Below are 26,056 nucleotides of genomic sequence, written 5' to 3'. Positions count from 1 at the left end.
CGCACGGCAAAACCCTGAAACAAGAATCCGAGGCAAAAAAAAGCCACCAGGAGAGGTGGCTGAAAGGGAAGACCGGAAGGAGAGGAAACCGGTCAGGGTTACGGCCGGGAGGGCTGCCGGGGCAAGCCATGTCAGTTGGGCTGCGTGCTTCGTCAGGGACGTTTCGCAGCGGATGTGCGGATTATCCGCAGGCGGCGCCGGGCAGTGAAATCAACTCTGACTATGCTGGTGATAGGCGACAGGACTGCGTCGCAATGAAGCGGGGGCGATCAGGTTGGGGCATTTGCCGCACAGGAATGGTGCGGTGCGTGTGGCGTGAATATCCAACCGATTGAAATCAAAGCGTTTATGCCGATGGCACGGGCCTTGCGAAGGCCTGTAGGTCCGGGGTGACAAGGAGTACGGCATGATCCGCACCTATTTTGATGAAATGTACGATGCCGGCGGCCAGGTCCGCCCGCATTACCGGGAGTTTGCCCGCTGGCTGGCGGAAACGCCTGACGAACTGCTGGCCCAGCGGCGACGCGAGGCCGATCTGCTGTTCCATCGTGCCGGGATCACATTCACGCTCTACGGGGACGAGCAAGGGACAGAGCGCCTGATTCCCTTCGACACCATTCCGCGCAGCATTCCCGCCAGCGAGTGGCGGATCGTCGAGCGCGGCTGCATCCAGCGGGTCAAGGCGCTGAACATGTTTCTCGCCGACCTTTACCACGAGCAACGCATCATCAAGGCCGGGATCATTCCCGCCGAGCAGGTGCTGGCCAACGAGCAATACCAGTTGGCGATGCAGGGGCTGGATCTGCACCGCGATATCTATTCCCACATTTCCGGCGTCGATCTGGTGCGCGACGGCGACGGCACCTATTACGTGCTCGAGGACAATCTGCGCACGCCCAGCGGCGTCAGCTACATGCTCGAAGACCGCAAGATGATGATGCGTCTGTTCCCCGAGCTGTTCGCAGCCCAGCGCATCGCGCCCATCGACCATTATCCGAACCTGCTGCTCGACACCCTGAAAAGCTCAAGCCCGATCGACGACCCGAGTGTCGTGGTGCTGACACCGGGACGGTTCAACAGCGCGTTTTTCGAGCATGCGTTTCTGGCGCGGGAAATGGGCGTGGAACTGGTCGAGGGCGCCGATCTGTTCGTGCGCGACGACAAGGTCTTCATGCGCACCACCGACGGCCCGAAAGCGGTGGACGTGATCTACCGCCGGCTCGACGACGCGTTTCTTGATCCGTTGGCGTTCCGCCCGGATTCGATGCTCGGCGTGCCGGGGCTGCTGTCGTCCTACCGCTCCGGCAACGTGGTGCTGGCCAATGCCATCGGCACCGGGGTGGCGGACGACAAGTCGGTGTATCCGTTCGTCACCGAGATGATCCGTTTCTACCTCGATGAAGAGCCAATCCTGAAGAACGTGCCGACCTGGCAATGCCGCAATCCGTCTGAACTTTCCCATGTGCTGGCCAATCTTCCGGATCTGGTGGTCAAGGAAACCCAGGGCTCCGGCGGTTACGGCATGCTCGTGGGGCCGGCAGCAACGACAGCGGAAATCGATGCGTTCCGCGAGCGGATCAAGGCCAAGCCCCACGCGTACATCGCGCAACCGACGCTGTCGCTGTCGACCTGTCCGACCTTTGTCGAAAACGGCATTGCGCCGCGCCATATCGACCTGCGCCCGTTCGTATTGTCCGGCCGCGAAACCCGGGTCGTGCCCGGCGGTTTGACCCGTGTCGCCCTGCGTGAAGGCTCTCTGGTGGTGAATTCATCCCAGGGTGGCGGAACCAAGGACACCTGGGTGGTCGAGGATTGAAGGAAGCCTGCCATGTTAAGTAGAACTGCCTCGGATCTGTACTGGATGTCGCGTTACCTGGAGCGGGCGGAAAACCTCGCCCGCATGCTCGATGTCAGCTATTCGCTGTCGCTGATGCCGCAGGACGGCCGTGGCGACGGCCTGCACGAACTGGCGATGCCGCTGATGATCACCGGCACCCTGGATGATTATCTTGAACGCCACGGCGAACTGCATGCCGAGCGGTTGCTGCATTTCTTCGCCCTCGATGCGGCCAATCCGGCGAGCATCTACAGCTGCCTCGGCGCAGCGCGAGCCAGCGCCCATGCGGTGCGCGGGCGGATCACTGCCGACATGTGGGAGAACATCAACGCCACCTGGCTGGAGATTCGCGGTATCGCCAATCAGGGCCTCAGCCGTTATGGCATGAGCCGCTTCTGCGAGTGGATCAAGGAGCGTTCGCACCTGTTCCGTGGCGCGTCCTACGGCACCATCATGCGTAACGACGCGTTCCGCTTCATTCGCCTGGGTACGTTCATCGAACGGGCCGACAACACCCTGCGCCTGCTCGACGCCCGCTACGAAATGGCCGGCGATCAGGCGGAAGCGGTCAGCGACGGCACCGCCCACGCCTATTACCAGTGGAGCGCCTTGTTGCGGGCCTTGTCCTCGTTCGAGGCCTATACCGAAATCTACCGCGACGCGCCCGGAGCCCGGCATGTCGCCGAACTGCTGCTGTTGCGCGCCGACGTGCCGCGTTCGCTGCGGGCCTGCACCGAAGAGATCGACCAGATCCTGGCGCAACTGCCGGGGGCCAACGGTCGCCCGGCGCAACGGCTGGCGGCGGAAATGGACGCACGCCTGCGCTACACCGGCATCCACGAAATTCTCGAGGAAGGGCTGCACGCCTGGCTCACCGAGTTCATCCCGCTGGTGCGCCAGTTGGGCAACGCCATTCACAGTTCCTACCTGGAGGCCGCATGAGACTTTCCATCAGCCACGAGACCACTTATCACTACGAAGATCAGGTGCGGGCGAGCATCCAGTACCTGCGCCTGACACCTCACGACAGCGAGCGCCAGCACGTGCTGAGCTGGCAGCTCGACCTGCCGCGCCCGGTACGCGCCCAGCTCGATCCGTTCGGCAACATCCTGCATGTGCTGACCATGGACGAGCCCCACGAAGCGATCATCATCGGTGCCCGTGGACAGGTCGATATCGACGAGTTGCGCGAAGCGGAGCATGAGAGCCAGTCGGCGCTGCCGTTCCTGCGTTTCACCCGGCTGACCGAGGCTGACGAGGCGCTGCGGGCGTTTGCCGAGAAGTCCTGCAAACAACGACGGGATCGCAACGCATTGATTGACCTGATGCATGGGCTGAATCAGCACATGACCTACACGCCGGGTTCCACCGAGGTCGACACCAGCGCCGCCGAGGCATTCGCCGGGCGGGCGGGTGTTTGCCAGGACCACGCCCACGCGTTTCTGGCCTGCGCGCGCAGTCTCGGGGTGCCGTCGCGGTATGTGTCGGGTTATCTCTACAGCGAGGATTGCGAACACCTGGCCAGTCACGCCTGGGCCGAGGCCTGGATCGATGACGCCTGGTACAGCTTCGACGTGACCAATGAACTGGCGCGGCCGGAGCGGCACCTGAAACTGGCCGTGGGACTGGATTACCTCGACGCCTGCCCGGTGCGGGGCATGCGCCGAGGCGGAGGCAGTGAGCAGATGCATGCGAAAGTGCTGGTGTCGCCGACGCCGGTGATCTCCGTCCAGCAGCAATAAACGCACTACTCCTGTGGGAGCGAGCCTGCTCGCGATGACAATCTTTCAGCCAGCACATGCATGACTGACACACCGCATCGCGAGCAGACTCGCTCCCACAAGGAATGGCATCAAGGCTCAACCTTGCGCCCGGCCATGTGTTGCAAATACCCGATCAGCTTCTGCAGATCCCCGTCCGGCAACACCTCGGCGGAAAACCCCGGCATCTTCGCCTGCGGCCACTGACGCAGACTCTGCGGATCGCGGATGTAGCGCTTGAGGAAGTCCGCGCCGAAGTACTCGGTCGGGTTGTACGGAATATTCAGGTCCGGCCCGAACTGCGCATCCCCGGCGCCGTTCAGGCGGTGACAGGCCAGGCAGTTCTTCTGGAACAGCGCAAATCCCTGATTCACCGGGTCATCGGCCTTCAACGCAGGATCCGGCAGCAGGGCAGGGAAGCGCTCGGCAACCGGTGCCATGCGCTTGATGCTGGCGACTTCGAATGGCCATTGTTCCGGGCTGATATTGCCGGCCTGCGGATCGGTCCACACCAGATAGAACGGTCCGGCGCTATGCTTGCCTTCCGACAGCGGCGGCCATGGATGGGCCGGGTCTTCAATGGCCAGCCAGGCGCGTGAGCCTTTGTTGTTCAGTAGCGGCGCGGCGGACAGCTCTGCGGCAAAACCGTCCAGCGCTACGGCTTGCAGGTGATCTTCGGGTTTGATGCCAGTCAGCAGCGCGGCAATCGGCACGGCGCGATAAGTCATGTCCTTCTTGTAGGACACATCATTCTTGACCGTGAGGGTTTGCACCTGAGGATGCTTGAGCAGTTCCTCGGTCTGCCAAGTGCGGCTGTTCTCGCCCAGCTCCAGGTTCAGCTGTGCGGCAGACAGGGGCAGGCTCAGCAGCATGGCCCCGAACAGAATGAGCGTTTTCAAGTGATCGCCGTCCATGTCGTGGAAGTGCGCAAAGGTTGGCACAGCCACGCTGGCCCGGGTAGCGGGCCAGCCAAATTTTCAGTGGCGATGAGCAATACCTGCCGCTTGAGTCAGCCGATGACCTTGGTCAGGTTCGGCAAAATCAACAACAGCGTCGTGGCGAAAAGAATGAGCCCTGCTTGACGAACTTTCGGTTGTTTGAACATGGCTTGACCGCCTTTTTTGTTATTTCCTGATGCCTGCCTGCATATCCATGACGGCAAGCGCTGCACTTCCTGTTGAAGAACGCCTGCCTCGGCAAAACCCGACGACAACGACGTACATGTTCACCTTAGGGCCCGCGTCACGCTTGGCTTAGATCCATTTCATATGTATTTGCTACCAGTCGCGATTAAAAAGGCATGAGGCCCATTGCCAGCTTCTTTGCCGCCCTTTTGCTAGACAGCTCGGTGACCTGAACCGGTTAACCTGGCCGGAAATGACCGTCCGTCTGAGCGTGCGCGTCAACGTCATTGAGCGCTGTGGTCATTGAATCCGTGACCGTCCCGGCCAAGAGTGGAGGCACGAATTTCACTCACCGCACAGGTTCGAGAACGCCATGACCCAAGCTTTGATTTTCGACGCATTACGCACGCCCCGTGGCAGAGGCAAGGCCGACGGTTCGCTGCACAGCGTCAAACCGGTGAACCTGGTGGCCGGGTTGCTGACCGCGCTGCAGGCGCGCACGACGCTGGACACCAGCCAGGTCGATGACGTGGTGCTCGGTTGTGTCACGCCGATTGGCGATCAAGGCTCGGACATCGCCAAGACCGCCGTGCAGGTGGCCGATTGGGACGTCAGCGTCGCTGGCGTGCAGATCAACCGCTTCTGCGCCTCGGGGCTGGAAGCGGTGAACCTGGGAGCGATGAAAGTGCGCTCCGGGTTCGAAGAGCTGGTGGTGGTCGGCGGCGTCGAGTCCATGTCCCGCGTGCCGATGGGCAGCGACGGCGGCGCCTGGGCGCTGGATCCGCAGACCAATCTGCACAGCCATTTCACCCCTCAAGGTGTCGGTGCCGACCTGATCGCCACCCTTGAAGGCTTCAGCCGTCAGGACGTCGATGCCTACGCGCTGCACTCACAACAGAAAGCCGCCCGCGCCCGAGCCGACGGCTCGTTCAACAAATCGTTAGTACCGGTGCAGGATCAGAACGGCATCATCCTGCTCGATCACGATGAGTTCATTCGCGCCGAGTCGACCCTCGAAGGCCTGGGCAAGCTCAAGCCGAGTTTCGAAATGATTGGCCAGATGGGCTTCGACGCCACGGCGCTGCGGGTCTACAGCCATGTCGAGCGCATCAACCATGTACACACACCGGGCAACAGTTCGGGAATCGTTGATGGTGCGGCGCTGATGCTGATCGGCTCCGAAGCCAAGGGGCGCGAGTTGGGCCTGCAACCCCGGGCGCGAATTGTTGCCACGGCAGTCACCAGTACCGACCCGACCATCATGCTTACCGGCCCGGCGCCGGCCACCCGCAAGGCATTGGCCAAGGCCGGCTTGCGGGTCGAAGACATCGACCTGTTCGAGGTCAATGAAGCGTTCGCCTCGGTGGTGCTGAAATTCATCAAGGACATGGCCGTCGACCCGGACAAGGTCAACGTCAATGGCGGTTCGATTGCGATGGGCCATCCGCTGGGCGCCACCGGTTGCGCGATTCTCGGCACCTTGCTCGATGAACTGGAAGCCCGGCGCCTGCGCTATGGCCTGGCGACGCTGTGCGTCGGCGGCGGCATGGGCATCGCCACCATCATCGAACGCCTCTGACTCCAAGGAAACCTGTCATGACCCAAGCCATTCGTTACGAAAAAGGCCAGGACGGCATCGTCCTCCTGACCATCGACATGCCGGGCCAGAGCGCCAACACCATGAACGCGGTGTACCGCGAAGCCATGGCCGAAAGCGTCGCCCGACTGCTCGCGGAAAAAGATGACATCGCCGGGGTGATCATTACGTCGGCCAAAAAGACCTTCTTCGCCGGCGGCGACCTGAATGAACTGATCAAGGTCGGCAAGCCCGAAGCCAAGGCCTTCTACGACATGGTGCTGACTCTCAAGGGCCAGTTGCGCACCCTGGAAACCCTCGGCAAACCGGTGGTCGCGGCGATCAACGGCGCGGCGCTCGGCGGCGGCTGGGAAATTTGCCTGGCCTGTCACCATCGCGTGGCGCTGGACGATGCATCGGTGCAACTCGGCCTGCCGGAAGTGACCCTTGGTCTGTTGCCGGGCGGCGGCGGAGTGGTGCGTATGGTGCGCATGCTTGGCATCGAAAAAGCCCTGCCGTATCTGCTCGAAGGCAAGAAAGTCCGTCCGCAGCAGGCATTGCAGGCGGGTCTGATCGATGAGCTGGCGGCGGATCGCGATGATTTGCTGGCCAAGGCCCGGGCGTGGATTCTGGCCAATCCTGCGGCCGTGCAGCGTTGGGACGTGAAGGGCTATCAGATTCCCGGCGGCACGCCGTCGAACCCGAAAGTCGCGCAGATGCTGGCAATTGCACCGTCGATCCTGCGTACCAAGACTCAGGGCACGTTGCCGGCGCCGGAGAAGATTCTCTGTGCGGCGGTGGAAGGCGCACAGGTGGATTTCGATACCGCGCACCTGATCGAAACCCGTTATTTCACTGAATTGACTACCGGGCAGATCTCGAAAAACCTGATCGGCACGTTCTGGTTCCAGCTCAATGAAATCAACGCCGGCGGTTCGCGGCCGCAGGGTTTTGCACCGTATGTGACGAAACGTGTGGGCGTCCTCGGCGCCGGGATGATGGGAGCGGGAATCGCCTATGTCAGCGCCTCGGCCGGAATCGACGTGGTGCTCAAGGACATCAATCTTGCCGCTGCCGAAAAGGGCAAGGCGCATTCGGCGGCACTGCTGGACAAGAAAGTCGCTCGCGGGCAGATGACTGCCCAGCAGCGTGAAGCAGTGCTGGCGCGTATCCGGACCACTGAAAATGACGCCGATCTGGCGGGTTGCGATCTGATCATCGAAGCGGTGTTCGAGGATCGTCAGCTCAAGGCCAAAGTCTCGGCAGCGGCGCAACAGGTGGTAGGTGCCGACGCAGTGATCGCCTCCAATACTTCGACCTTGCCAATCACTGGTTTGGCGACCGCAGTACCGGATCAAAGCAAGTTCATTGGCCTGCATTTCTTCAGCCCCGTGGAGAAAATGCCGCTGGTGGAAATCATCAAGGGTGCGCAAACCAGCGACGAAACCCTCGCGCGCGGGTTCGATTTCGTACTGCAAATCAAGAAAACCCCGATTGTGGTCAACGACAGTCGCGGCTTTTTTACCTCGCGGGTGTTCGGCACGTTCACCAACGAAGGCATTGCCATGCTCGGTGAAGGTGTCAGTGCGCCGATGATCGAGACTGAAGCGCGCAAGGCCGGCATGCCCATCGGGCCTCTGGCGATCTCCGACGAAGTTTCCCTCAGCCTGATGAGCCATATCCGTCAACAAACGGCCAAAGACCTGCAAGCAGAAGGGAAACCGCTGATTGAGCACCCGGCGTTCGCCGTGATTGACTTGTTGCTCAACGAATACAAGCGGCCGGGCAAGGCGGCAGGAGGCGGTTTTTACGAGTACCCGGCGGGTGGGCAGAAGCATCTGTGGCCCGAGCTGAAAACCCGTTTCGAGAAAGCCGACGGGCAGATTTCGCCGAAAGATGTGCGTGACCGGTTGCTGTTCGTGCAGGCCATCGAAACCGTGCGCTGCGTGGAGGAAGGCGTGCTGACATCGACGGCGGACGCCAACGTCGGCTCGATCTTCGGCATCGGTTTCGCGGCGTGGACGGGCGGCGCGTTGCAGTTCATCAATCAATATGGCGTGAAGGACTTTGTCGCGCGGGCGCAGTACCTGGCTGAGCAATACGGCGAGCGTTTCGCACCGCCAGCGCTGCTGCTGCAAAAGGCTGCCAGCGGCGAGCTGTTCTAGCGGGTTGGGGAAGCATTCCGGGGCTTGCCTTGCCGGGTGGTTTCAGGGCAGGCTCTGGGGTGTGCATTATTCCCATCACGTGTCAGGAATTTTTTATGTCGCTACGCATCTGCATTCTGGAAACCGACATCCTGCGTCCGGAACTGGTCGATGAATATCAGGGATACGGGCAGATGTTCCAGCGCCTGTTCTCGCAACAGCCGATTGCCGCCGAGTTCACGGTGTACAACGTGATGCAGGGCGACTATCCAAGTGATGACCTGACCTTCGATGCGTACCTGATCACGGGCAGCAAGGCTGACTCGTTCGGCACCGACCCGTGGATCCAGACCCTCAAGCAATACCTGCTGACCCGCTATGAGCGCGGCGACAAACTGCTCGGAGTGTGCTTCGGTCATCAGTTGCTGGCGCTGCTGCTGGGCGGCAAGAGCGAGCGTGCGACCCAGGGCTGGGGCGTCGGTACCCACAACTACAAACTGGCGGCCAAGGCTCCGTGGATGAGCCCGGTGCGTGAAGAGCTGACCTTGTTGATCAGCCACCAGGACCAGGTCACGGCGCTGCCGGAGAACGCTACGGTGATTGCTTCCAGCGATTTCTGCCCGTTCGCCGCGTACCACATCAACGATCAGGTGCTGTGCTTCCAGGGGCATCCGGAATTCATTCACGATTATTCGCGGGCGCTGCTGGATCTGCGTCAGGAAGCACTGGGCGAGCAAATCTACAGCAAGGGTGTGGCCAGCCTTGAGAGCGATCACCACGGCACCACGGTGGCGGAGTGGATGATGCGTTTCGTGGCGCACAAGCCAGACGCTGCTTGAACCCGAAAGCCCCCGTGTCCTGCACGGGGGCTTTTTCCCTTACAGCCAGCCTGATTTCTTGAAGCTCGCCCACAACCCCACGCAACCCACGGTGATAAAGCCCAGCACGGCGAAATAGCCGTAATGCCAGCTCAGCTCCGGCATGTTCTGGAAGTTCATCCCGTAGATCCCGGCGACCGCCGTCGGGAACGCCAGAATCGCCGCCCAGGCCGCAAACTTGCGCTGCACCACGCTTTGCCGTGACGCCTCCAGCAGTACACCGATCTCGATGGTCTGGCTCGCAATGTCGGCCAGCGTGGTCAGGTCTTCCATCTGCCGTGTGACATGGATCTGCACATCGCGGAAGTAAGGGCGCATGTTCTTGTCGATGAAGGGGAAGCTCAGCTTCTGCAACTCTTCGCCGATCTCCACCATCGGCGCCGCGTATCGACGCAAGCGCAGTACGTCGCGGCGCAAGCCATGAAGCTTCTGGATATCGTGCTCATTCAGTGCGCTGCACAACACATTACGCTCCAGTTCATCGATCTCGGCGTGGATCGCTTCACCCACTGGCTGATAGTTTTCGATGACGAAATCCAGCAGCGCATACAGTACGAAATCTTCCCCGTGCTCCAGCAACAGCGGCCGTGCCTCACAGCGTTGACGAACATGGGCGTAGGACGCCGAATGGCCATTGCGCGCAGTGATGATGTAGCCCTTGCCGGCGAAGATATGAGTTTCGATGAACTGCAGGATGCCGTGTTCGCGAACGGGGGAGTAGGTGACGATGAACAGAGCGTCGCCGAAGGTTTCCAGTTTCGGACGGCTGTGTTTTTCCAGGGCATCCTCGATGGCCAGTTCGTGCAGGTTGAACTGGCGTTGCAGGTTGGCCAGCTCCTGGGCGTTCGGCTCTTCGAGGCCGATCCAGACGAAGTGCCCGGTCTTGGCGGCCCAGGCGGCGCCCTCATCGAGGGAAATATTGGTGACTTTCTTACCGGCGCTGTAAACCGCAGCAGCAACAACTCGACCCATGGTGGTGGTTCACTTCTTCTTGGCAGATGGCAGGGGAGGCATGGCTTCAGCTTAGCCGTGTCGCTGCTTGAGAGTCAGTGAAATCTGCACAGTTCACCGGGCAAAAGAAAACCCGCACGGGGCGGGTTTCTTTTTCACGCAGCCTGAAGCTGCCGATCCATCGCATCGATGCACTCGCGCATCTGTTCGCGGCACTGGCTGATGAGCATGGGCATGTCGTCCATGGTCAGGCCAGCGGTAGGAATTGCCGGCAGCGAGCGTATGAGAATTTTCCCGCTGCGCCAGCGGTTCAGGCGCATGTGCTTGATGTAGCTGCTGACGCAGACCGGAACGATCGGAACGCCGGCGGCGATGGCCATCTGAAACGCGCCTTTCTTGAACGGCAGCAGTTCTTCGCCCAGGTTGCGCGTACCTTCCGGGAAGACCCAGATCGAGGTGTCTTTGTGCTGCAAGGTGTCGGTGGTCGTCAGCATCGACTGGCGCGCCTTGTGCGCGTTCCCACGATCGATCAACACGTTGCCGGCCAGCCAGAACAACTGGCCAAACAGCGGCACCCATTTCAGGCTTTTTTTGCCGATGCACACGGTACGGCGCGGCACCACGTTGCCGAACACGAACAGGTCATAGTTGGACTGGTGATTGGCGATGATCACGCAGCTGTCGGGCTTGTTCATCAGCTGACCGACGTCGGCCTTCACTCGCAGGCGCAGAATGCACATTGCCGGCAGGGCATAGAGACGGGCGCACAGACGACTGTTGTCCGGATTGAATGGCCGGCACAACCCGAGAATCACCCCGAGCACACCCGCCAGCATAAAGTGCAGGCCCATCAATAACATACGAAACACGAACAGCATTTTCAGGCCCACCGGGACAAAAGGTGGCGCAGTGTACGGATGTGCACTGTTTTCGGCAATTGCCGCTATAGAGTCAGAAGATGGGCGATGTTTAAGCGCATGTTTCCGACTTGTCGGTCAGAGGCGTCCTAGAGCTGCCGAAGAGTTTTAAACCGCGCATGTAAGAAAAAGCCCGACACGACGGTCGGGCTTTTCTGTTTCGCAGCGAAGAGGATTCAGCCCAGGTGTTCCTGGTCCTGAATGATCGCGTTATCCAGGGTTTCCAGCAGCGCCTTGCGTACTTTGAGCTTGGTGTTCTTGTGTGCGGTCATGTTGATCTTCTTCAACTGACGGGCGGCGGCGAGGGCGGCACCTTGCAGTTCTTCGGCAGAAACCACCTTGTCGAGGAAACCGGCATCCACAGCGCTTTGCGGATCGAACATTTCGCCGTTGATCACCGAACGGTGGAAGGCCGAGCGACGCAGGCGATCACGAGCCAGCTCGATGCCGGCGTGGTGCATGGTCATGCCGATCTGCACTTCGTTCAGACCAATGCTGAACGGGCCGTCGACGCCGATGCGGTAATCAGCGGACAACAGAATGAACGCACCTTTGGCCACGGCATGACCCGGGCAGGCAACGATCACCGGGAACGGGTGCGACAGCAGGCGGCGGGCGAGGGTCGAACCGGCGGTTACCAGCGACACCGCTTCTTTAGGGCCGGCGGTCATCACCTTCAAGTCGTAGCCGCCAGAGAGAATGCCCGGCTGGCCGGTAATGATCACGATTGCACGATCCGCCACCGCCTGATCCAGCGCCGCGTTGAAGGCCGCGATCACGTCCGGGGAAATGGCGTTGACCTTGCCGTTGCTCAGGGTCAGCGTCGCGATACCGTCTTCGAGGTGGTAGGCAATCAGGTCGCTCATGGCGCAATTCCTTATAAGAAAGATGGGCAGACGTTACCCACCGTCGCCGGTCAGGTAAAGCACTGTGACTGACCCGCCGGTCACCCTTGAGCGGCTGATCCGCTGCAACGTGCCCCACGACAAACGCCTGCGTGCCTATATAGAAGGGCCGCGCCCACCCAAGATTGGCCGGATCGCCATGGCCTATCGATAGCGGAAACGACTTTTTCTCTTAACCGCATGAAAATTCTGAAAAAAAGTTTGCCATCAGAAAAGCTTTCGACTACATTAGCGCGCCTCGACAGACAGAACATGTTTGAAGAGATACGGTGAAGTGTCCGAGTGGCTTAAGGAGCACGCCTGGAAAGTGTGTATACAGGAAACTGTATCGAGAGTTCGAATCTCTCCTTCACCGCCAAATTCGATGTAAACAAAACCCCTGGTTTCGCAAGAAACCAGGGGTTTTGTGCATTCAGGCGTCCGGATTTTTTTGCTCACAGAGTTGGGTTCGGCTTCACTTTGCCGGGGCAGTACAATCGCGGCTTTATTTGTATGTAAAAGGACGACTTCCATGATCATTTCCACCACTCACTCCGTCGAAGGCCGGCAGATCACGGCGTATCTGGACATTGTCAGTGCCGAGTCGGTGCAGGGCGTGAATGTGATTCGCGATATGTTCGCCGGGATGCGGGACTTTTTCGGTGGACGTTCGCAGACGCTGGAGCGGGCGTTGAAGGAGGCGCGTGTTCAGGCGACCGACGAAATCAAGGAACGGGCGCGGGCGTTGCAGGCGGATGCGGTGGTCGGAGTGGACTTCGAGATCAGCATGCCGGCGGGGAAGGGCGGTATGGTTGTGGTGTTTGCGACCGGTACGGCGGTCAAGCTGCGTTGATCGTTGGTTTAGCGTGCGTGAGCCCATTCAACGGAATGGGCTCCTTGCCATGAATCAGCCCTGCGGTTTGAGTACGACAGTGCCTTTCGAGTCGTAGGTCAGGGGGGTATCGATTGCAACCATCGGCGTACCGCCAGACTGAACCGGGTCTGGATGGTAGATGACGCCAGGTTTGCCAGGCTGCACTGGACTAGGTCCGTCCAGTGGCTTGATGACGATTTCACCTGAAGCAACCTTCTCCTTGAATTTTTCCGCCGCGGCTTTAGCGGCGGCGATCTGCTCGTCCGTGAGCTTTACAACAGGCATTGGCGGGAATCCTTTGATTTCCATGTTCTCTCCTTGAGATTCATTGCGTAGGAAAAAGGGCAACGGCCTGTAGGTGGGAATCTTTAGCTCCGTAGGACCAGCGGTCTGAACATTGTGTTTAATTTCTGTAGGCCATTCGTCGGGCTTCGTGCGATCTGAATCACAAGTCCAGGAATGACCGGCTAGTCTCAAAAGCCTTGGAGGTCGATATTTTTTCAGGCAAAAGGGTCTTGCCGGTATCGGCCCGCTTTTGAAAGGGGTGAAGAGATGACTGATCCGTACATCGAAGACGACGGGGCTGAATTTCCATTCAACAATTGCGTGCGCTGTGGCCAGACCGAGTATCAGGCGGGCTTTGGCGAAGATCCGGTGCAGACCGGCAAGATCAAGTCGACAGCACCCAAGGGGCCGAAAGCGAAATTTCTGCCCAAGGTGACGACACGTTCCAGGAAGTAATCCGGATGCCACAGAACCCCGCCATCGAGCGGGGTTTTTGTTTGCTGATTTTCTAGAGAAACGTCCTACAGAAATTGCGGATCCGTCTGGTTTCTTTCACAAACTTTTCACACCGGTCTACGTAGGGTGAAGCCATCCGTTAGAAAGCAAGTCTCCAGCCCGTCTCCCCAGCGGGCTTTTTTTTGCCTGTGATAAAACCTTTTCCAAAATCGCTGTCCAATCGGCGCCAAGTGCGCTGTGGCACTGGACATTGCCGCGGCAACAGCATTCAATCTGCGCCCTTTTTCTTCCTTCTTTTGAGGTTTTCGTCATGCGTTTAACTCTGCCTGCTCTGGTTCTGGGGCTTCTGGTCGCTCAAGGTGCAATGGCCGGTGATGGCACCGCCGCACTGGGTGGCGGTCTGGGCGGCGCGCTGGGTAATGTGGTTGGCCAGAAAATGGGCGGCAGCAGCGGCGCGGCCATTGGCGCTGGCCTGGCCGGTGCGGCTGGCGGTGCGTTGGCAGCGAAGAAAGGCGCCCGCACCAAAGCGGCTATTGGCGGCGGTGTCGGCGCGGCAGGTGGTTCGATCATCGGCAACAGCCTGGGTGGCAAGAACGGCGCGACCATCGGCGCCGGCCTGGGCGGCGCAGCGGGTGGCGCGGTGGGCAGCAACCTGTCCAAAGGTCACAAGCGTCACTGATTGCGAATGCATGTCTGAAAAGGCCCGGCTTTATGCCGGGCCTTTTCGTTGCTGAACGTTTTTCCATAATTCGCCTCCAATTCCGTATAGCCCCTTCCGGGCGTACCGTCCCGATCCGGGACCTGCGAGGTCTGTATGCGATCGACATTAACTGCGTTGGTTTTAGGATTGCTTGTGGCGCAAGGCGCCATGGCTGCCGGCGATGGTTCCGCGGCGGTCGGTGGTGGTCTGGGTGGTGTGCTGGGTAACGTGGTCGGCGGACAACTCGGCGGCAGTACCGGCGCAGCAGTCGGTGCCGGTGTGGGCGGTGCAGCCGGCAGTGCCGTCGGAGCGAACAAGCGAAATCGTACGGAGGCCGCGATTGGTGGCGGTCTCGGCGCGGCGGGTGGTTCAGTGCTGGGCAACAGCGTCGGTGGATCTACCGGCTCGGCGGTCGGTGCCGGACTCGGCGGCGCGGCAGGTGGGGCAGTGGGCAACAGCCTGGGAGGCGATGGCGGAAAATCGCATTCCGGTGGCGGCCACAAGCACAAACACAAATATCGTCACCGCTGAGCAAGCGGAGTTACTGAAACCCGGCCTCGTGCCGGGTTTTTTGTGTTCCCGCGTAATGCGCCGGAACGTTTAGCGACCATACTTTTCGAACGTCTACACGTTGAGCTTCCGAGGTGCACCATGACTCCCGAAACCGAAGGCAAGGAAGAAAAAGGCCCGAGCGGGTTGCCGTTTATCAATGATCCGGGGAATGAAGATCCGGGGTCGTTGATGGATGATGCGACGGTTCCGCTTTGGGAGGGTGAGGGGGAGGAGCTTGAGTATGAGGATTTTGATGATGATGAGTGATGGTGTGCATGCTTGTTGCTCCTTGTTTTTTATTAAGTTTGGTTAGGGCTTGTTAGGACATACAGGTTATCCACTGGAGACATTTTTTCTATTTTTTTTGAGAGTAAGTATTCTCTAAACTCTTTTTCGAGAGTTTGTTTGTCACAATACTTTTTGTATCTCAAGGGGCGGTCGGTGGCATACGAGTAGAGACGCCAAATATCAAACCCATCAATTCTATCGCCCGAACCGTAGTCAAAATTCACGGACTCTGTTGCGAAGATTATGAAGCACCCAATGCCATGGAGCTCATATTGAACGCCATTCTTTATTTCTCCGCATCGTTCTATTTGTTTGGAACCCCATAATCTTAGAATATTGCGGGTGCCGAACTTTTCTTCTAATAGCTTTGTGCCGATATCTACTTTAGATAGGAAGTCAGTTATCAGGTCTTCAAGTGTTATTTCAGGTCTGTTCATTTTCTTCTACGGTGCTCCAGTCTGTCATTTCCGATACTTTGTGCTGACTCCAACACCTCTTCAATGGTGTTTAAAGTCCCGTGGTGCTCTCTAATATTTGTTATTAGCTGAATCCTGACGTTGGTGGAGGTTTGTCTAGCGGCGGCGGCGCGGTGGTGGCCATCCAAAATGTAGAGTTCGCCTTGGTGTTCCGCTACGTCTATAGGGTATCTATTGTCGTAGCCTGTGCTCCGCATTGTATTCACCATTTTCTCGACTTCTCTGGTTGAAGTTTTTCCTGAAATCGCATGCGTCCTCTTTAAAGATTTTGGGTCAACACCGTGATTAACGACAGGCAACGGTGGGTTGCCTTCGATAGCCAAATTGCCACTAACGTCATCCGGCACCGAACATCCCGGCCTATTCGGCGGTGGGCAGTTGAACGTCAACCCCAACGGATCCACCCACCCCGTCGGATTCGGCACGTACCGGTACTGATTGAGTCCCCCGGCGAGCTTCACCGGGTCCGGCGTCAGGTACCGCCCAACGTCCGGGTCGTAATACCGATGCCGGTTGTAGTGCAGTCCACTTTCCGCATCGAAATACTGCCCCTGAAAGCGCAGCGGCTGGTCCAGGTAATCGTCGGTCGCCAGTTCCAGCGAGGTGACCTTGCCGTAGGCGCTGTATTTGGCTGACCAGACGATCTCGCCGCTGTAGTCGGTCAGTTCCTGCGGGGTGCCGAGGTGGTCGAGTTGGTAGTAGAACGGGCAGGCGCGTTTTGGGCCCTTGCCGTCGAGCATCGCCAGAGGGCGGAAGGTGCCAGGTTCGTAGATGAAGCTGCGGTGCTGTTCCTGGCTGCTTTCGGCGATCAGGTGGTCGCCTTGCCAGAAGAACTCGGTGGTCTGGCCATTGACGGTCTTGCGGATGCGGCGGCCGAAGGCGTCGTAGTGGTAGGTCGCGGTTTTGCCGTCGGGACGAGTGAGGCCGATCAGGCGGTGCTGGCTGTCGTAGCGGTATTCGGTGACGAGCTGTTGGGCGCGGCCACGACGTTCGCGAATCAGGTTACCGAAGGCGTCGTAGTCGTAGTGGCGATCGCCCTGCATCAGCAGGCGGTTGCCCTTGATGCTGGTCGGGCCGGGGCGGTCCTGCATCAGCAGGTTGCCGGCCGGGTCGTGGGCGAAGTTTTCCGGCACGTCGTCACGGGTGTGGCGCACGCTGGCCAGACGGTCGAGAGCGTCGTAGTAGTAACTGCGTTGACCGTGACGGCTGTCGGCGATAGACGCCAGGTTGCCATTGACCGCGTAGCTGTAGTGACGCAGGTACAGTGCTCGGTCATGTTGATGAACCGAATGCACTCGCAAACGGCCTTGTTCGTCGTAGGCATATTCGCTGAGCAGCAGGCCTTGCTGGCGCTGCTGTTCGCGACCGTTCTGGTAGACGTGACGGGTGAGCAAGGCGCCGTTGAGGTCGATCGCGGTCAGCGCGCCGCCCTTGGCGTAGTGGTAATCGAGCTTGCTGTTGTCCGGCAGACGCATCCGGGTGAGTTGGCCACAGGCGTCGTAGGTGTAACGCAAGGTGCCCCAGCCCTGATGCTCGCGGACCAGGCGGCCCTGCAGGTCGTATTCGAAGGCCAGTGGGTGATCCTGGCCGTCATCCACCCCGACCAAACGGCCGAGACGGTCGTAGCGGTAGCTGACCTCAACCCCGTCCGGGAGGGTCTTGAGCAGCAGACGTCCGGCGCTGTCGCGTTCGTACGCAGTGACCAGCGTCGAGCCGTCGTCACCGAACTCGGTCTTCTCCAGCAGATGACCGTTGCGGTCGTAGGCGTACGCAGTGCACCGCCCATCGAAGCCGGTTTCCTGTCGGATCAGTCCGGTCGGCGTGTAGTCCAGCAGGTACTTTTCACCGGACTCGTTCTCGATCTCCGTGAGCAACAGCTGCGCATGGTCGTAGCGGTACTGCAGCCGCGTACCGTCGGGATTGATCCGCCGGCTGACCAGGTGCAGGTCGTCGTCATACTCGTAGCGGGTGATCCGACCCAGCTCATCGCGTTCGGCGGTGATCTGGCCGTAGGTGCTGTAGGACCAGGCGCGGGTGGCGCCATTCGGCAAGGTGGTCTGGATCAGCCGGCCAACGGCGTCCCACACATGGCGGGTGACCGCGCCGTGTTCGTCCTGCGCCGTAATCCGTCGCCCCAAGGCATCGTAGGAGAACTTGCGAACCCCACCGTCCGGCAGACTTTCCTCGACCAGTTGCCCGAGGTCGTTCCACACGAACACGTGCCGGCCACTGTCCGGATAACGGATCGACAGCAGCCGCCCCTGCGGGTCGTAGTGGTAATGGGTGGCATGGCCGTCAGGATCGACCGCCTCGGTGATGTCGCCCTGGGCGTTGCGCCGGTAGGTCCACTGCGCATCCCCACGCGAACGGCTGTGCAGGAAACCATTGCGGTACTCGTAGGACGTCGGCGCATCGTCCGGCGGAATCAGCGCGATCAGCCGCCCGGCGTCGTCGTAGCGGTACTCGTTGACCGCGCCGAGCGCATCCTGCTCGGCAACCAGTCGGCCCGCCGAATCGTAAGCCTTGAGCTGTTCACCCCCGTCGGCCGCGACCTGACGCACCAGCCGCGCGGTGTCGTCGTGGACGTAAACCTCTTCACGACCGTCGACGTACTGCACCCGCACACTGCCGGCATCGTCCCAGACGTAACGCGTGTCCATCTGCGCAAACGACGCCCAGTGCCGCACGCAACGTGCCGCCTTGCCGGAACGCTCCCACTCCCAGAAGAAGCTCGCGCCGCCCGTCAACTGCCGCTGCAGGATGACGTGCTGATCGTCGTAGTCGTAATGCTCGCTTTCGCCGACGGCGTTGGTCGCTTCGATCAACCGATGACGGGCATCGAAGCGGTAGCTGATCAGCGTCTGCTCGGTACGCCAGGCAGACTCCCGAAAAACCTGATAATCGACCGCGACCAGATGCGCCCGCTCATAGCGCAACAGCAGCGAACGACCGGCCCCGTTGTCGAGGCGCTGAACCCGATCGCAAAGATCTCGATGCACTGTCAGACGATTGCCGTAGGCATCGCTGATTAGCGTCAGACGCCCAGCCCGAAAGTGATAAAACCGCGCCGCCTCACCCGCCAGCGCAACAATCAGTTCCTCCGGCTCATCCCCGAGAAAGATCGCCGCCCGCGACAGACTGTTGTGAATCGCCGGTCGCTCAACGCTTGGAATTGGAAACCGCGTCCGCCGGTTCTCATGGTCAACCCAGACCACCGAAGCGCCATCAATCTCCAGCCGATGCGCCAGCGAATGACTCCAGCCAAACCCCAACCCGACATCGATTTCCGCCGCACTGGTGCGATACAACCGGCTGAACTCGAACGGCAGCAATCCATCCAGCACGCCATCGGTCAGGGTCAGCAGCTCCTCGCCAGTGACCATCGACACCGGGCAGCCGTTGGTGCAGGTCCGGGGCACACAGTCGGCGCTGTCGCCGTTGGGATTCTTCGCCTGAGCCGACGCATCGTCGCGAGGCTCATGTCGCTCCATTCGCGTCGTGCCGTGGGACTTGTTACGTGCAATGGCCGCCGGATTGGACACCGTCAGCACTCGCGCATCCGCCGTACGAATCTCCAGCGGAACCGCAGGTGTCGGCCGCAGCGGTGCCGGACGCGCATTGATCATCAGCGGTTTCAAAGCACCCGCATGCCGGGTCAGATCGGGTGCCGAAGTCAGCTCCGCCAAACGCAACGCCGACGCCGCCAGCCATTCCCGGGCACGCGGCGACTTGACCTTGCCGAGCACCTTGGCGCTCAACCGCAGCGGCACGCCTATGCCCGCCGACACGCGCATCAACAGAAAACCGATCAGCAATTCGACCCGAACTTCAGCCACCACCTCGGCCAGATACTGCGGCGGCAGCATCTTCAGCCAACTGGTAAAAGCTGCCAGATGAATGAACAGCAACGGCTCGTCGCTGAGCATCAGCAGGCCGTTGGCGATGGCTTCGGAGGAGGCCTCGAGCAAGGCTTCCAGCTCGACACCGGACAGGTATTGCAGCAGTTTTTCGCTGTTGGCCTGCAAGTCGGCGAGCAGGGCGAACAACTGTTTCACGTCATCCCAGACGCCATTCAGCGCCGTTTCGAAACCGCGCCAGTCGGCCTGCTGCAACTGACCGTAACGCTCCAGGAAACCCGCGCTGGAAAACTCGGCCCATTGCGGTTGAAACCCGACCCATTCCTCACGCAACCATTTTTCCAGGCCATCAATGAGCCCCTGATACGAGGCATACAGCGTCTGGATATGCGCGGTGGAAACATCGGGAAAGAAGGTGATGCGATAACGCTGGCCCCGGTCGCAGTTGTCGACCTCGAGAATGCCGCTGGGGCCGATGGTGTAATGCTGCGGTTCGCCAAATGACAGGACACCGCCGACATCGGAAATGACCGGTTCCAGGGTCACCGGCGTATCGCCGATCGGCACGAAGCGTGCGGTTTCGAACATGTGCACCAGCGTCAAAGAGCCGGTGGCGGAACACATGGCCACTGAGGAGCTGACGGGTTTTCGGCTGGTAATCGGCGCACTGAGCTGGACGTCGTTGCCGACCTTGAACACCTGATCGACATCCAGCGCGGTTCCCGTCCAGAACTGCTCGGCCCAGCTTTCATAGTTGTTGAGGCAGAGGCGGAACTCCTGAAACAGCTTCTCGGCGTCGGGCTGGTCAGGGTTCAGCGCAGCGACCACCAGCAAACCGATGCTGTTGTTCAGTTTCAGGAGTTGGTCAGATGGAAGCATTCGCAGTCACTCGCGCGCATCAAGGGGATGGCGCGAAACTTTGCGGGGGATCAAACAGGAAAGAAGTCAGGCAAGTAGGCGATGTCTGTAGGGCAATTCTCTAAATGCGATTCGGCGGACAACCGACATTGCCCGTTGCTCAACCTTGGCCGCGATCGTTATGCTGCTGAACCCTTTAATCAGATCCGAGCAGCGGTACCCGATGCCGCCTGGGATGTTTTTGATAACGGATCCGATGATGAATGCACCGCTGAAGGCGTTCGGCCCGATCAAGGCCGTGATTTTCGATATGGACGGTTTGCTGCTGGACACTGAGGGCATCTACACCGAGGTCACCTCGCTGATTGCCGAGCGTTACGGGCGCACCTTCGACTGGAGCATCAAGCAGAACATCATCGGTCGCGGTGCCGGCGATCTGGCGCGCTACGTGGTCGAAGCGCTGGATCTGCCGATCACCGCCGAAGAGTTTCTGGTGATTCGCGAGCCGCTGATGCGTGAGCGTTTTCCGACTGCGCAAGCCATGCCGGGGGCCGAGGAACTGATCCGCCACCTCAAGGCGCACAACATTCCGATTGCCGTCGGCACTAGTTCATCGCGGCAATCATTCGGTCAGAAAACCACGTTGCACCGCGACTGGTTTGCGTTGTTCGACTTCATCGTTACCGCCGACGACCCGGAAGTCGGTGCCGCCAAACCGGCACCGGACATTTTCCTCACCGCCGCTCGCCGCCTCGGTGTGGCGCCGGAAGATTGTCTGGTGTTCGAGGATTCGCCGTTCGGCGTGACAGCCGCGAAAGCAGCGGGCATGACCGCCATCGCGATTCCCGATGCCGCCATGGCCGATGAAAAATACGCACACGCCGACGGGATTCTTCGTACATTGAAAGCGTTCACGCCGAGTGCCTGTGGTTTGCCGGCGCTGGACTGGGCCTGATCAAACCGCAAACATAAAAACGCCGCCCCTCTGTAAAAGGAGGGGCGGCGTTTTTCATTATCAAGAATCTGATCAATCAGGCGCCGAAACCACCGTCGATGCTCAGGCTGGCGCCGGTGATGTAACCGGCTTCCGGGCCTGCGAGGTAGGCGACGAAGCTGGCGATTTCCTCGGCTTTGCCGTAACGACCGACCGCCATTAGCGGAATCAGGCTTTCGGCAAAGTCGCCATGGGCCGGGTTCATGTCGGTGTCCACCGGGCCGGGCTGCACGTTGTTGATGGTGATGCCGCGTGGGCCGAGGTCGCGGGCCAGGCCTTTGGTCAGGCCCACCAGGGCGGATTTGCTCATCGCATACACGCCGCCACCGGCGAAGGGCATGCGGTCGGCGTTGGTGCTGCCGATGTTGATGATGCGCGAGCCTTCGCTCATGTGTTTGGCGGCTTCCTGGCTGGCGATGAACACGCTGCGCACGTTGATCGCCAGAGTCTGGTCGAAGTCTTCCAGTTTGAAGTCTTCCAGCGGGGCGACGGCCAGCACACCGGCGTTGTTGACCAGGATGTCGAGGCGACCAAAGGTTTCGACAGTGGCGTTCACGGCGTTGCGGATGGCACCGGCATCGGCGCTGTCTGCCTTGATCGCCAGGGCTTTGCCGCCGCTCGCGGTGATGCTGTTTTGCAGCTCCTCAGCCTTGGCGGCGGAGCTGACGTAGGTGAAGGCAACCGCGGCGCCTTCGGCGGCCAGACGCTTGACGATGGCGGCACCGATGCCGCGAGAGCCGCCTTGAATCAGAGCGACTTTACCGCTGAGGTGTTGAGTGGTCATGTTCGATCTCCAGAAGTTTCAAGGCAGGCTGCCTTGGTGTGGTGTCGAGTATCTGCCCCTCGCCACCGGGCGAGTAGACCGTGGTTGCTATAGTCTGTGTAAACCAAAAGTTTAGAGTGGCGGCCATGGAAACCTTCAGCAGTATCGAATGCTTCGTTCGCAGCGCCGAAGTCGGCAGCTTTGCCGAGGCCGCGCGACGCCTGAGCCTGACACCGGCCGCCGTGGGCAAAAGCGTGGCGAAACTGGAAGCGCGCCTCGGCGTGAGGCTGTTCCAGCGTAGCACCCGAAGATTGACCCTGACGGAAGCGGGGCAATTGTTTCTGAGTGAGGTCAGCGGCAGCCTGACCACCATCCAGAATGCAGTGAGCAATCTGGCCAGCGCCGGGGGGCAACCGGCGGGTACGCTGAAAGTCAGCATGGGCACCGTGTTTGGCCGCTTGTACATCGTGCCGCTGCTGGGGGAATTCCTGACAAGGTTCCCGGCGATCAACCCGGACTGGCACTTCGATAACCGCCAGGTCGATCTGATCGGCCAGGGTTTTGATGCGGCGATTGGCGGTGGCTTCGAGCTGCCCCAAGGCGTGGTGGCGCGCAGGCTGACGCCGGCGCATCGGGTGTTGGTGGCTTCGGCGGATTATCTGGATCGGCACGCGCCGATCAGCGAACCGGACGACCTCAAGTTGCACGAGGGCATCCTGATCCGCTCGCCGCAGACCGGTCGTGTGCGTTCCTGGCAGTTGACCCATCGCACCCAGCAACACAGCCCGCTGACCCTCACGGCGCGAATGACCATGAGCGATTCCGAAGCCGCCTGCGCTACGGCGGCGCAGGGGCTGGGGATTGCGTTGGTGAGCATGCCGTTTGCCGTCGGTTATCTGGAGGCGGGAACGTTGCAGCGGGTGCTGCCCGACTGGTACGTCGACGACGGCAACATCTCCATCTATTACGCCGAACACAAACTGCTGCCGGGCAAGACCCGGGCGTTCGTCGATTTTATCATCGAGCAATTTTCAACCCAGGGGCTCGCAGAGCGGTTCAACGCGCAAAACGTGCTGGCCAGCCGATGATGGTCTTTGGCCGTGGCGTCGCATACGTCCGCACCTTGGACGTCGACAGCCCCAGGCGCACCAGTGACTCGGCGATGGTCACGGCAGCGGTGACGCCATCGATCACTGGCACCCCGGTTCGCTGACGAATTTTTTCATCGAGTCCGGCCATGCCGCCGCAACCGAGGCAGATCACTTCGGCTTTATCCTGAGTCACCGCCAGTTCGGCCTGATGCACGATTGCTTCCAGCGCTCGCTGAGGTTCGTGTTCCAGCTCCAGAACCGCCAGGCCGCTGGCCCGCACCGAGGCGCAGCGATCCCACAGGCCCGAGAGTTTCAGTCGATCCTCGATCAACGGCACGGTGCGATCCAGTGTGGTGACCACCGAATAGGCGTGGCCCAGAAACATCGCGGTGCTGGCCGCCGCATCGGTGATGTCCACCACCGGCACGTTGAGCAATTCCTGCAAACCTTCGCGACCGTGTTCGCCGTAGCCGGCCTGGATTACTGCGTCGAACGGCTGGTCGTAGGACATCACCCGGTCCATCACGGCGATGGCGGCCAGGTAACTTTCGAAATTGCCTTCGACTGAATCAGCCCCGAAGTACGGCGTCAGGCCGACGATCTCGGTGCCGGGGGAAGCCACAGCCTGCGCCGAGCGGGCGATGGCCTGGGTGATGGATTCGGTGGTGTTGACGTTGACCACGAGAATACGCATGGGAAGTCCTTATTACGGTTGGTTCTGCGGCCCCGCGAAGGGCCGCCAAAAGATTCAGTGGCTGACGTTGTCGACGGCGATGGCTTCGCCGTCCACGTCGGCGTAGTGCGGCTGGCGTTTGGCGACGATCAGGTAAAGCATCCCGGCAATGCCGGCACCGATCAGCCAGGAGAACGGCGAAACGCTGTGGAATCCCGGCACCAGCGCCAGGACAATGGCGATCAGCGCGGCCGGAATGAACGCCGCCACGGCCCGCAGATTGACCCCGCGGCTGTAGAAATACGCGCCGTTCGGGTCTTCGCTGTACAGCTGCGGCACGTGGATCCGGCCTTTGCGGATCAGCCAGTAGTCGACCATGATCACGCCGTACAACGGGCCGAGCAGGGCGCCGAGGCCGGACAGGAAATACACGATCACCAGCGGGCTGTTGTAGAGGTTCCACGGCAGGATCAGCACGGCAATCGTTGCGCTGATCAGTCCGGCGCGGCGGAAGGTCAGGTATTTAGGTGCCAGGTTGCTGAGCACGAAGGCCGGGGCGACGAAGTTGGCCATGATGTTCACCGCCACGGTGACGATCAGGAACGCCAGGCAGCCGAGCACCAGAAAGAACGTGTTGGGGATCGAGGCGATGATTTCGGTCGGGCTCTCGATGATCCGCCCGTTGATCTGAAATTGCGCACCGCACAGCAGGACGGTGATCCCGGCGAACACCAGAATATTCACCGGCAGGCCCCAGAAATTTCCGATCTTGATGGTTTTGCGGCACGGCGAAGAGCGGGCGAAGTCGCAGAAGTTGAGGATCAGCGTGCCGTAGATCGCCAGCCACAAGGCGCCACCGGCAAAGATGTTGCGCCACATCTCACCACCGGTCAGCGGTTCGCGGATCGACCAGGCAATGGTCGCGTTGGCCTGGGTGTACATCCACGCGGCGAGGCAGGCGACGGTCAGCAGAATCACCGGACCGGCGAAGGCTTCGTAGCGGCGGACCATTTCCATGCCGTAGGCCAGAATCCCCAGTTGCACGAACCAGATCGCCACGAAACACACCCAGCCCAGGCTCGACAGGCCGAGGATCGAGTTGTGGTCGTAGTCGGCGAATCCGGGATGGATCGCCGTGAGCAACACGCGAAATACAACCGATGCCAGGTACGTCTGAATCCCGAACCAGGCGATGGCGATCACCGCCCGGATCAATGCAGGAATCTGCGCCCCGTGAATGCCGAAACTGATGCGGCTGATGACCGGAAACGGCACGCCGGTTTTCTGCCCCATGTAGCCCGACAGGTTCATGAAGAAATACACCAGCGCAGCGCCGATCCCCAGCGACAGCAGAATCTGCCAGCCGCCCAGGCCCAGGGCGTAAAGACCGATGGCAAACGAATAGTTGGCGATGTTGTGCACATCGTTGGTCCACAGGGCAAAGATGCTGTATTTGCCCCAGCGCCGTCCTTCGACCTTGGTCGGTGCGAGGTCACTGTTGTGCAGGCGCGGGCTCAGTTGCAGCGGTTCGACGATGCCGTCACCGGGCACGGTGTGATCGAGGGTTGAGGAGGAGGGCAGATTCAGCGCGATGTTGTTGTTCGAGAGACTCGTACGCATTCCGGCAGGCTCCTGATGTTCGGGCCGCGATGACTGTGCATGAGCGCTCGGGCTCGGCAGATCTTCGTCGCGGCGGTGAAACATCACTGGTTACGGGGCATCTGCAGCCTGTACGGGATAGGGCGCTTCAGGCTTGCGGATCGAAAGTGTGGGTTCATGTTTTGCAGTTTTGTATACAAAACATGTATGCACTAAAGCCAGATCTGTGCCAGTTGGTGATCTATGCGCAGCCACTCTCATTTCGAAAAATTATCGAAGAGCACTAAGTGGTTGAAAATAGGTGGTTATAAATTGACCGATTGAACAGGTATTTATTTTTCGGAAGGGATTTTGGCGGACGCCGGAAGGGATCGCTTTGGCAGCGGGATGTAACTTTTCAGGGCGCGGAAATGAAAAATGCACACATAAATGGCACCGATGGTGACAATCCTGTGTACATATTTTTTCATGGCACCACAAAGCAGATGTGGGAGCGGGCTTGCTCGCGAAGGCGTCCTT

At 60.1% G+C, this 26,056-nt stretch carries 24 protein-coding genes and 1 tRNA gene; 15 read left to right on the top strand and 10 right to left on the bottom strand.

What is annotated here, in order from left to right; genetic code table 11:
- Nucleotides 1-406 precede the first annotated feature (406 nt).
- From OQ248_RS01615 to OQ248_RS01605, 3 genes are read left to right on the top strand one after another with little or no spacing between them, the layout of a single operon-like run.
- Nucleotides 407-1,816, top strand: coding sequence for a circularly permuted type 2 ATP-grasp protein (locus OQ248_RS01615; protein ID WP_085690507.1), 1,410 nt, complete (start codon nt 407-409; stop codon nt 1,814-1,816).
- 12 nt (nt 1,817-1,828) lie between these two features.
- Nucleotides 1,829-2,779 (top strand): alpha-E domain-containing protein, encoded by a 951-nt coding sequence (locus tag OQ248_RS01610; RefSeq protein ID WP_065258049.1) that lies wholly within the window; start codon nt 1,829-1,831, stop codon nt 2,777-2,779.
- Nucleotides 2,776-3,579 carry a transglutaminase family protein gene (locus tag OQ248_RS01605; RefSeq protein WP_119428433.1) on the top strand — a complete coding sequence of 268 codons (804 nt, stop codon included), beginning with the start codon at nt 2,776-2,778 and terminating at the stop codon, nt 3,577-3,579. The genes OQ248_RS01610 and OQ248_RS01605 overlap by 4 nt, the downstream gene beginning before the upstream one ends.
- Before the next feature lie 110 nt (nt 3,580-3,689).
- On the opposite strand, the gene OQ248_RS01600 is transcribed toward OQ248_RS01605, so the two are convergent.
- Nucleotides 3,690-4,511, bottom strand: a complete 822-nt coding sequence (locus OQ248_RS01600; RefSeq protein ID WP_265815047.1) for a cytochrome c — start codon at nt 4,509-4,511, stop codon at nt 3,690-3,692.
- A 583-nt stretch (nt 4,512-5,094) separates the two neighbouring features.
- Here OQ248_RS01600 and OQ248_RS01595 point away from each other — a divergent pair.
- The 3 genes from OQ248_RS01595 (at nt 5,095) to OQ248_RS01585 (ending at nt 9,280) form a co-directional block, all read left to right on the top strand.
- Entirely contained in the window at nt 5,095-6,300 is a 1,206-nt protein-coding gene (locus OQ248_RS01595; RefSeq protein WP_265811877.1) for an acetyl-CoA C-acetyltransferase, read from the top strand.
- Nucleotides 6,301-6,317: 17 nt separating this feature from the next.
- Nucleotides 6,318-8,462 (top strand): 3-hydroxyacyl-CoA dehydrogenase NAD-binding domain-containing protein, encoded by a 2,145-nt coding sequence (locus tag OQ248_RS01590; protein ID WP_265811876.1) that lies wholly within the window; start codon nt 6,318-6,320, stop codon nt 8,460-8,462.
- 95 nt (nt 8,463-8,557) lie between these two features.
- The gene (locus OQ248_RS01585; protein ID WP_085710661.1) at nt 8,558-9,280 is read left to right on the top strand and encodes an amidotransferase; all 723 of its coding nucleotides are present in this window, start codon (nt 8,558-8,560) and stop codon (nt 9,278-9,280) included.
- Nucleotides 9,281-9,319: 39 nt separating this feature from the next.
- On the opposite strand, the gene OQ248_RS01580 is transcribed toward OQ248_RS01585, so the two are convergent.
- The 3 genes from OQ248_RS01580 to OQ248_RS01570 all read right to left on the bottom strand — a co-directional run bounded on the left by OQ248_RS01580 (nt 9,320) and on the right by OQ248_RS01570 (nt 12,053).
- Entirely contained in the window at nt 9,320-10,291 is a 972-nt protein-coding gene (locus tag OQ248_RS01580; protein ID WP_134825980.1) for a magnesium and cobalt transport protein CorA, read from the bottom strand.
- 134 nt (nt 10,292-10,425) lie between these two features.
- Complete coding sequence (locus OQ248_RS01575; protein ID WP_085710663.1) at nt 10,426-11,148, bottom strand: 1-acylglycerol-3-phosphate O-acyltransferase; 723 nt, start codon at nt 11,146-11,148, stop codon at nt 10,426-10,428.
- A gap of 215 nt (nt 11,149-11,363) precedes the next feature.
- Entirely contained in the window at nt 11,364-12,053 is a 690-nt protein-coding gene (locus OQ248_RS01570; RefSeq protein ID WP_085732367.1) for a crotonase/enoyl-CoA hydratase family protein, read from the bottom strand.
- Between the two features lie 64 nt (nt 12,054-12,117).
- Between OQ248_RS01570 and OQ248_RS01565 the strand changes: the two genes are divergently transcribed.
- From OQ248_RS01565 to OQ248_RS01555, 3 genes are all read left to right on the top strand, one after another.
- On the top strand, nt 12,118-12,246 hold the full coding sequence (locus OQ248_RS01565; RefSeq protein ID WP_265811875.1) for a hypothetical protein: 129 nt from the start codon (nt 12,118-12,120) through the stop codon (nt 12,244-12,246).
- A 114-nt stretch (nt 12,247-12,360) separates the two neighbouring features.
- Nucleotides 12,361-12,450 (top strand) — tRNA-Ser (locus tag OQ248_RS01560).
- A gap of 153 nt (nt 12,451-12,603) precedes the next feature.
- Nucleotides 12,604-12,924, top strand: coding sequence for a YbjQ family protein (locus tag OQ248_RS01555; RefSeq protein ID WP_265811874.1), 321 nt, complete (start codon nt 12,604-12,606; stop codon nt 12,922-12,924).
- Between the two features lie 54 nt (nt 12,925-12,978).
- On the opposite strand, the gene OQ248_RS01550 is transcribed toward OQ248_RS01555, so the two are convergent.
- The gene (locus tag OQ248_RS01550) at nt 12,979-13,254 is read right to left on the bottom strand and encodes a hypothetical protein (protein WP_265811873.1); all 276 of its coding nucleotides are present in this window, start codon (nt 13,252-13,254) and stop codon (nt 12,979-12,981) included.
- 243 nt (nt 13,255-13,497) lie between these two features.
- On the opposite strand from OQ248_RS01550, the gene OQ248_RS01545 reads away from it, so the two are divergent.
- The 4 genes from OQ248_RS01545 to OQ248_RS01530 all read left to right on the top strand — a co-directional run bounded on the left by OQ248_RS01545 (nt 13,498) and on the right by OQ248_RS01530 (nt 15,205).
- The gene (locus OQ248_RS01545; protein ID WP_085701198.1) at nt 13,498-13,686 is read left to right on the top strand and encodes a hypothetical protein; all 189 of its coding nucleotides are present in this window, start codon (nt 13,498-13,500) and stop codon (nt 13,684-13,686) included.
- 310 nt (nt 13,687-13,996) lie between these two features.
- Nucleotides 13,997-14,365 carry a bacteriocin gene (locus OQ248_RS01540; RefSeq protein WP_085710666.1) on the top strand — a complete coding sequence of 123 codons (369 nt, stop codon included), beginning with the start codon at nt 13,997-13,999 and terminating at the stop codon, nt 14,363-14,365.
- A 135-nt stretch (nt 14,366-14,500) separates the two neighbouring features.
- Complete coding sequence (locus tag OQ248_RS01535; protein WP_085710667.1) at nt 14,501-14,917, top strand: hypothetical protein; 417 nt, start codon at nt 14,501-14,503, stop codon at nt 14,915-14,917.
- Between the two features lie 120 nt (nt 14,918-15,037).
- Complete coding sequence (locus OQ248_RS01530; RefSeq protein WP_167443766.1) at nt 15,038-15,205, top strand: hypothetical protein; 168 nt, start codon at nt 15,038-15,040, stop codon at nt 15,203-15,205.
- A 32-nt stretch (nt 15,206-15,237) separates the two neighbouring features.
- Here the strand turns inward: OQ248_RS01530 and OQ248_RS01525 are convergent, their stop codons facing one another.
- Together OQ248_RS01525 and OQ248_RS01520 are read right to left on the bottom strand one after the other, a co-directional pair.
- Nucleotides 15,238-15,663, bottom strand: a complete 426-nt coding sequence (locus OQ248_RS01525; protein ID WP_265811872.1) for a hypothetical protein — start codon at nt 15,661-15,663, stop codon at nt 15,238-15,240.
- Nucleotides 15,660-20,438, bottom strand: a complete 4,779-nt coding sequence (locus OQ248_RS01520; RefSeq protein WP_265811871.1) for an RHS repeat-associated core domain-containing protein — start codon at nt 20,436-20,438, stop codon at nt 15,660-15,662. Before OQ248_RS01520 ends, OQ248_RS01525 begins: the two co-directional genes overlap by 4 nt.
- A 238-nt stretch (nt 20,439-20,676) precedes the next feature.
- On the opposite strand from OQ248_RS01520, the gene OQ248_RS01515 reads away from it, so the two are divergent.
- Entirely contained in the window at nt 20,677-21,372 is a 696-nt protein-coding gene (locus OQ248_RS01515) for an HAD-IA family hydrolase (RefSeq protein WP_007960113.1), read from the top strand.
- Between the two features lie 76 nt (nt 21,373-21,448).
- Here the strand turns inward: OQ248_RS01515 and OQ248_RS01510 are convergent, their stop codons facing one another.
- Complete coding sequence (locus tag OQ248_RS01510) at nt 21,449-22,195, bottom strand: 3-oxoacyl-ACP reductase family protein (RefSeq protein ID WP_265811870.1); 747 nt, start codon at nt 22,193-22,195, stop codon at nt 21,449-21,451.
- A gap of 125 nt (nt 22,196-22,320) precedes the next feature.
- On the opposite strand from OQ248_RS01510, the gene OQ248_RS01505 reads away from it, so the two are divergent.
- Nucleotides 22,321-23,262 carry a LysR family transcriptional regulator gene (locus OQ248_RS01505; protein ID WP_192553143.1) on the top strand — a complete coding sequence of 314 codons (942 nt, stop codon included), beginning with the start codon at nt 22,321-22,323 and terminating at the stop codon, nt 23,260-23,262.
- On the opposite strand, the gene OQ248_RS01500 is transcribed toward OQ248_RS01505, so the two are convergent.
- Entirely contained in the window at nt 23,231-23,959 is a 729-nt protein-coding gene (locus OQ248_RS01500; RefSeq protein ID WP_085711883.1) for an aspartate/glutamate racemase family protein, read from the bottom strand. The two genes, OQ248_RS01505 and OQ248_RS01500, sit on opposite strands and share 32 nt — an antisense overlap.
- 54 nt (nt 23,960-24,013) lie before the next feature.
- A complete protein-coding gene (locus OQ248_RS01495) occupies nt 24,014-25,558 on the bottom strand; it encodes an NCS1 family nucleobase:cation symporter-1 (RefSeq protein ID WP_265811869.1) in 1,545 nt (514 codons plus the stop codon).
- Nucleotides 25,559-26,056: the final 498 nt, after the last annotated feature.

Origin of the sequence: Pseudomonas sp. COW5 (assembly GCF_026240005.1) — a bacterium.
Lineage (GTDB): Bacteria > Pseudomonadota > Gammaproteobacteria > Pseudomonadales > Pseudomonadaceae > Aquipseudomonas > Aquipseudomonas kribbensis.
Note: the sequence above shows the minus strand (reverse complement) of the source record. Positions and strands in the feature narration are given on the sequence as shown.

Coding starts and splice junctions, on each gene's coding strand:
- OQ248_RS01545 (WP_085701198.1), top strand. CDS start 13,498: ATGACTGATCCGTACATCGAAGACGACGGGGCTGAATTTCCATTCAAC.
- OQ248_RS01590 (WP_265811876.1), top strand. CDS start 6,318: ATGACCCAAGCCATTCGTTACGAAAAAGGCCAGGACGGCATCGTCCTC.
- OQ248_RS01530 (WP_167443766.1), top strand. CDS start 15,038: ATGACTCCCGAAACCGAAGGCAAGGAAGAAAAAGGCCCGAGCGGGTTG.
- OQ248_RS01535 (WP_085710667.1), top strand. CDS start 14,501: ATGCGATCGACATTAACTGCGTTGGTTTTAGGATTGCTTGTGGCGCAA.
- OQ248_RS01555 (WP_265811874.1), top strand. CDS start 12,604: ATGATCATTTCCACCACTCACTCCGTCGAAGGCCGGCAGATCACGGCG.
- OQ248_RS01600 (WP_265815047.1), bottom strand. CDS start 4,511: ATGGACGGCGATCACTTGAAAACGCTCATTCTGTTCGGGGCCATGCTG.
- OQ248_RS01615 (WP_085690507.1), top strand. CDS start 407: ATGATCCGCACCTATTTTGATGAAATGTACGATGCCGGCGGCCAGGTC.
- OQ248_RS01550 (WP_265811873.1), bottom strand. CDS start 13,254: ATGGAAATCAAAGGATTCCCGCCAATGCCTGTTGTAAAGCTCACGGAC.
- OQ248_RS01525 (WP_265811872.1), bottom strand. CDS start 15,663: ATGAACAGACCTGAAATAACACTTGAAGACCTGATAACTGACTTCCTA.
- OQ248_RS01585 (WP_085710661.1), top strand. CDS start 8,558: ATGTCGCTACGCATCTGCATTCTGGAAACCGACATCCTGCGTCCGGAA.
- OQ248_RS01580 (WP_134825980.1), bottom strand. CDS start 10,291: ATGGGTCGAGTTGTTGCTGCTGCGGTTTACAGCGCCGGTAAGAAAGTC.
- OQ248_RS01500 (WP_085711883.1), bottom strand. CDS start 23,959: ATGCGTATTCTCGTGGTCAACGTCAACACCACCGAATCCATCACCCAG.
- OQ248_RS01610 (WP_065258049.1), top strand. CDS start 1,829: ATGTTAAGTAGAACTGCCTCGGATCTGTACTGGATGTCGCGTTACCTG.
- OQ248_RS01540 (WP_085710666.1), top strand. CDS start 13,997: ATGCGTTTAACTCTGCCTGCTCTGGTTCTGGGGCTTCTGGTCGCTCAA.
- OQ248_RS01575 (WP_085710663.1), bottom strand. CDS start 11,148: ATGCTGTTCGTGTTTCGTATGTTATTGATGGGCCTGCACTTTATGCTG.
- OQ248_RS01510 (WP_265811870.1), bottom strand. CDS start 22,195: ATGACCACTCAACACCTCAGCGGTAAAGTCGCTCTGATTCAAGGCGGC.
- OQ248_RS01520 (WP_265811871.1), bottom strand. CDS start 20,438: ATGCTTCCATCTGACCAACTCCTGAAACTGAACAACAGCATCGGTTTG.
- OQ248_RS01595 (WP_265811877.1), top strand. CDS start 5,095: ATGACCCAAGCTTTGATTTTCGACGCATTACGCACGCCCCGTGGCAGA.
- OQ248_RS01495 (WP_265811869.1), bottom strand. CDS start 25,558: ATGCGTACGAGTCTCTCGAACAACAACATCGCGCTGAATCTGCCCTCC.
- OQ248_RS01515 (WP_007960113.1), top strand. CDS start 20,677: ATGAATGCACCGCTGAAGGCGTTCGGCCCGATCAAGGCCGTGATTTTC.
- OQ248_RS01605 (WP_119428433.1), top strand. CDS start 2,776: ATGAGACTTTCCATCAGCCACGAGACCACTTATCACTACGAAGATCAG.
- OQ248_RS01505 (WP_192553143.1), top strand. CDS start 22,321: ATGGAAACCTTCAGCAGTATCGAATGCTTCGTTCGCAGCGCCGAAGTC.
- OQ248_RS01570 (WP_085732367.1), bottom strand. CDS start 12,053: ATGAGCGACCTGATTGCCTACCACCTCGAAGACGGTATCGCGACGCTG.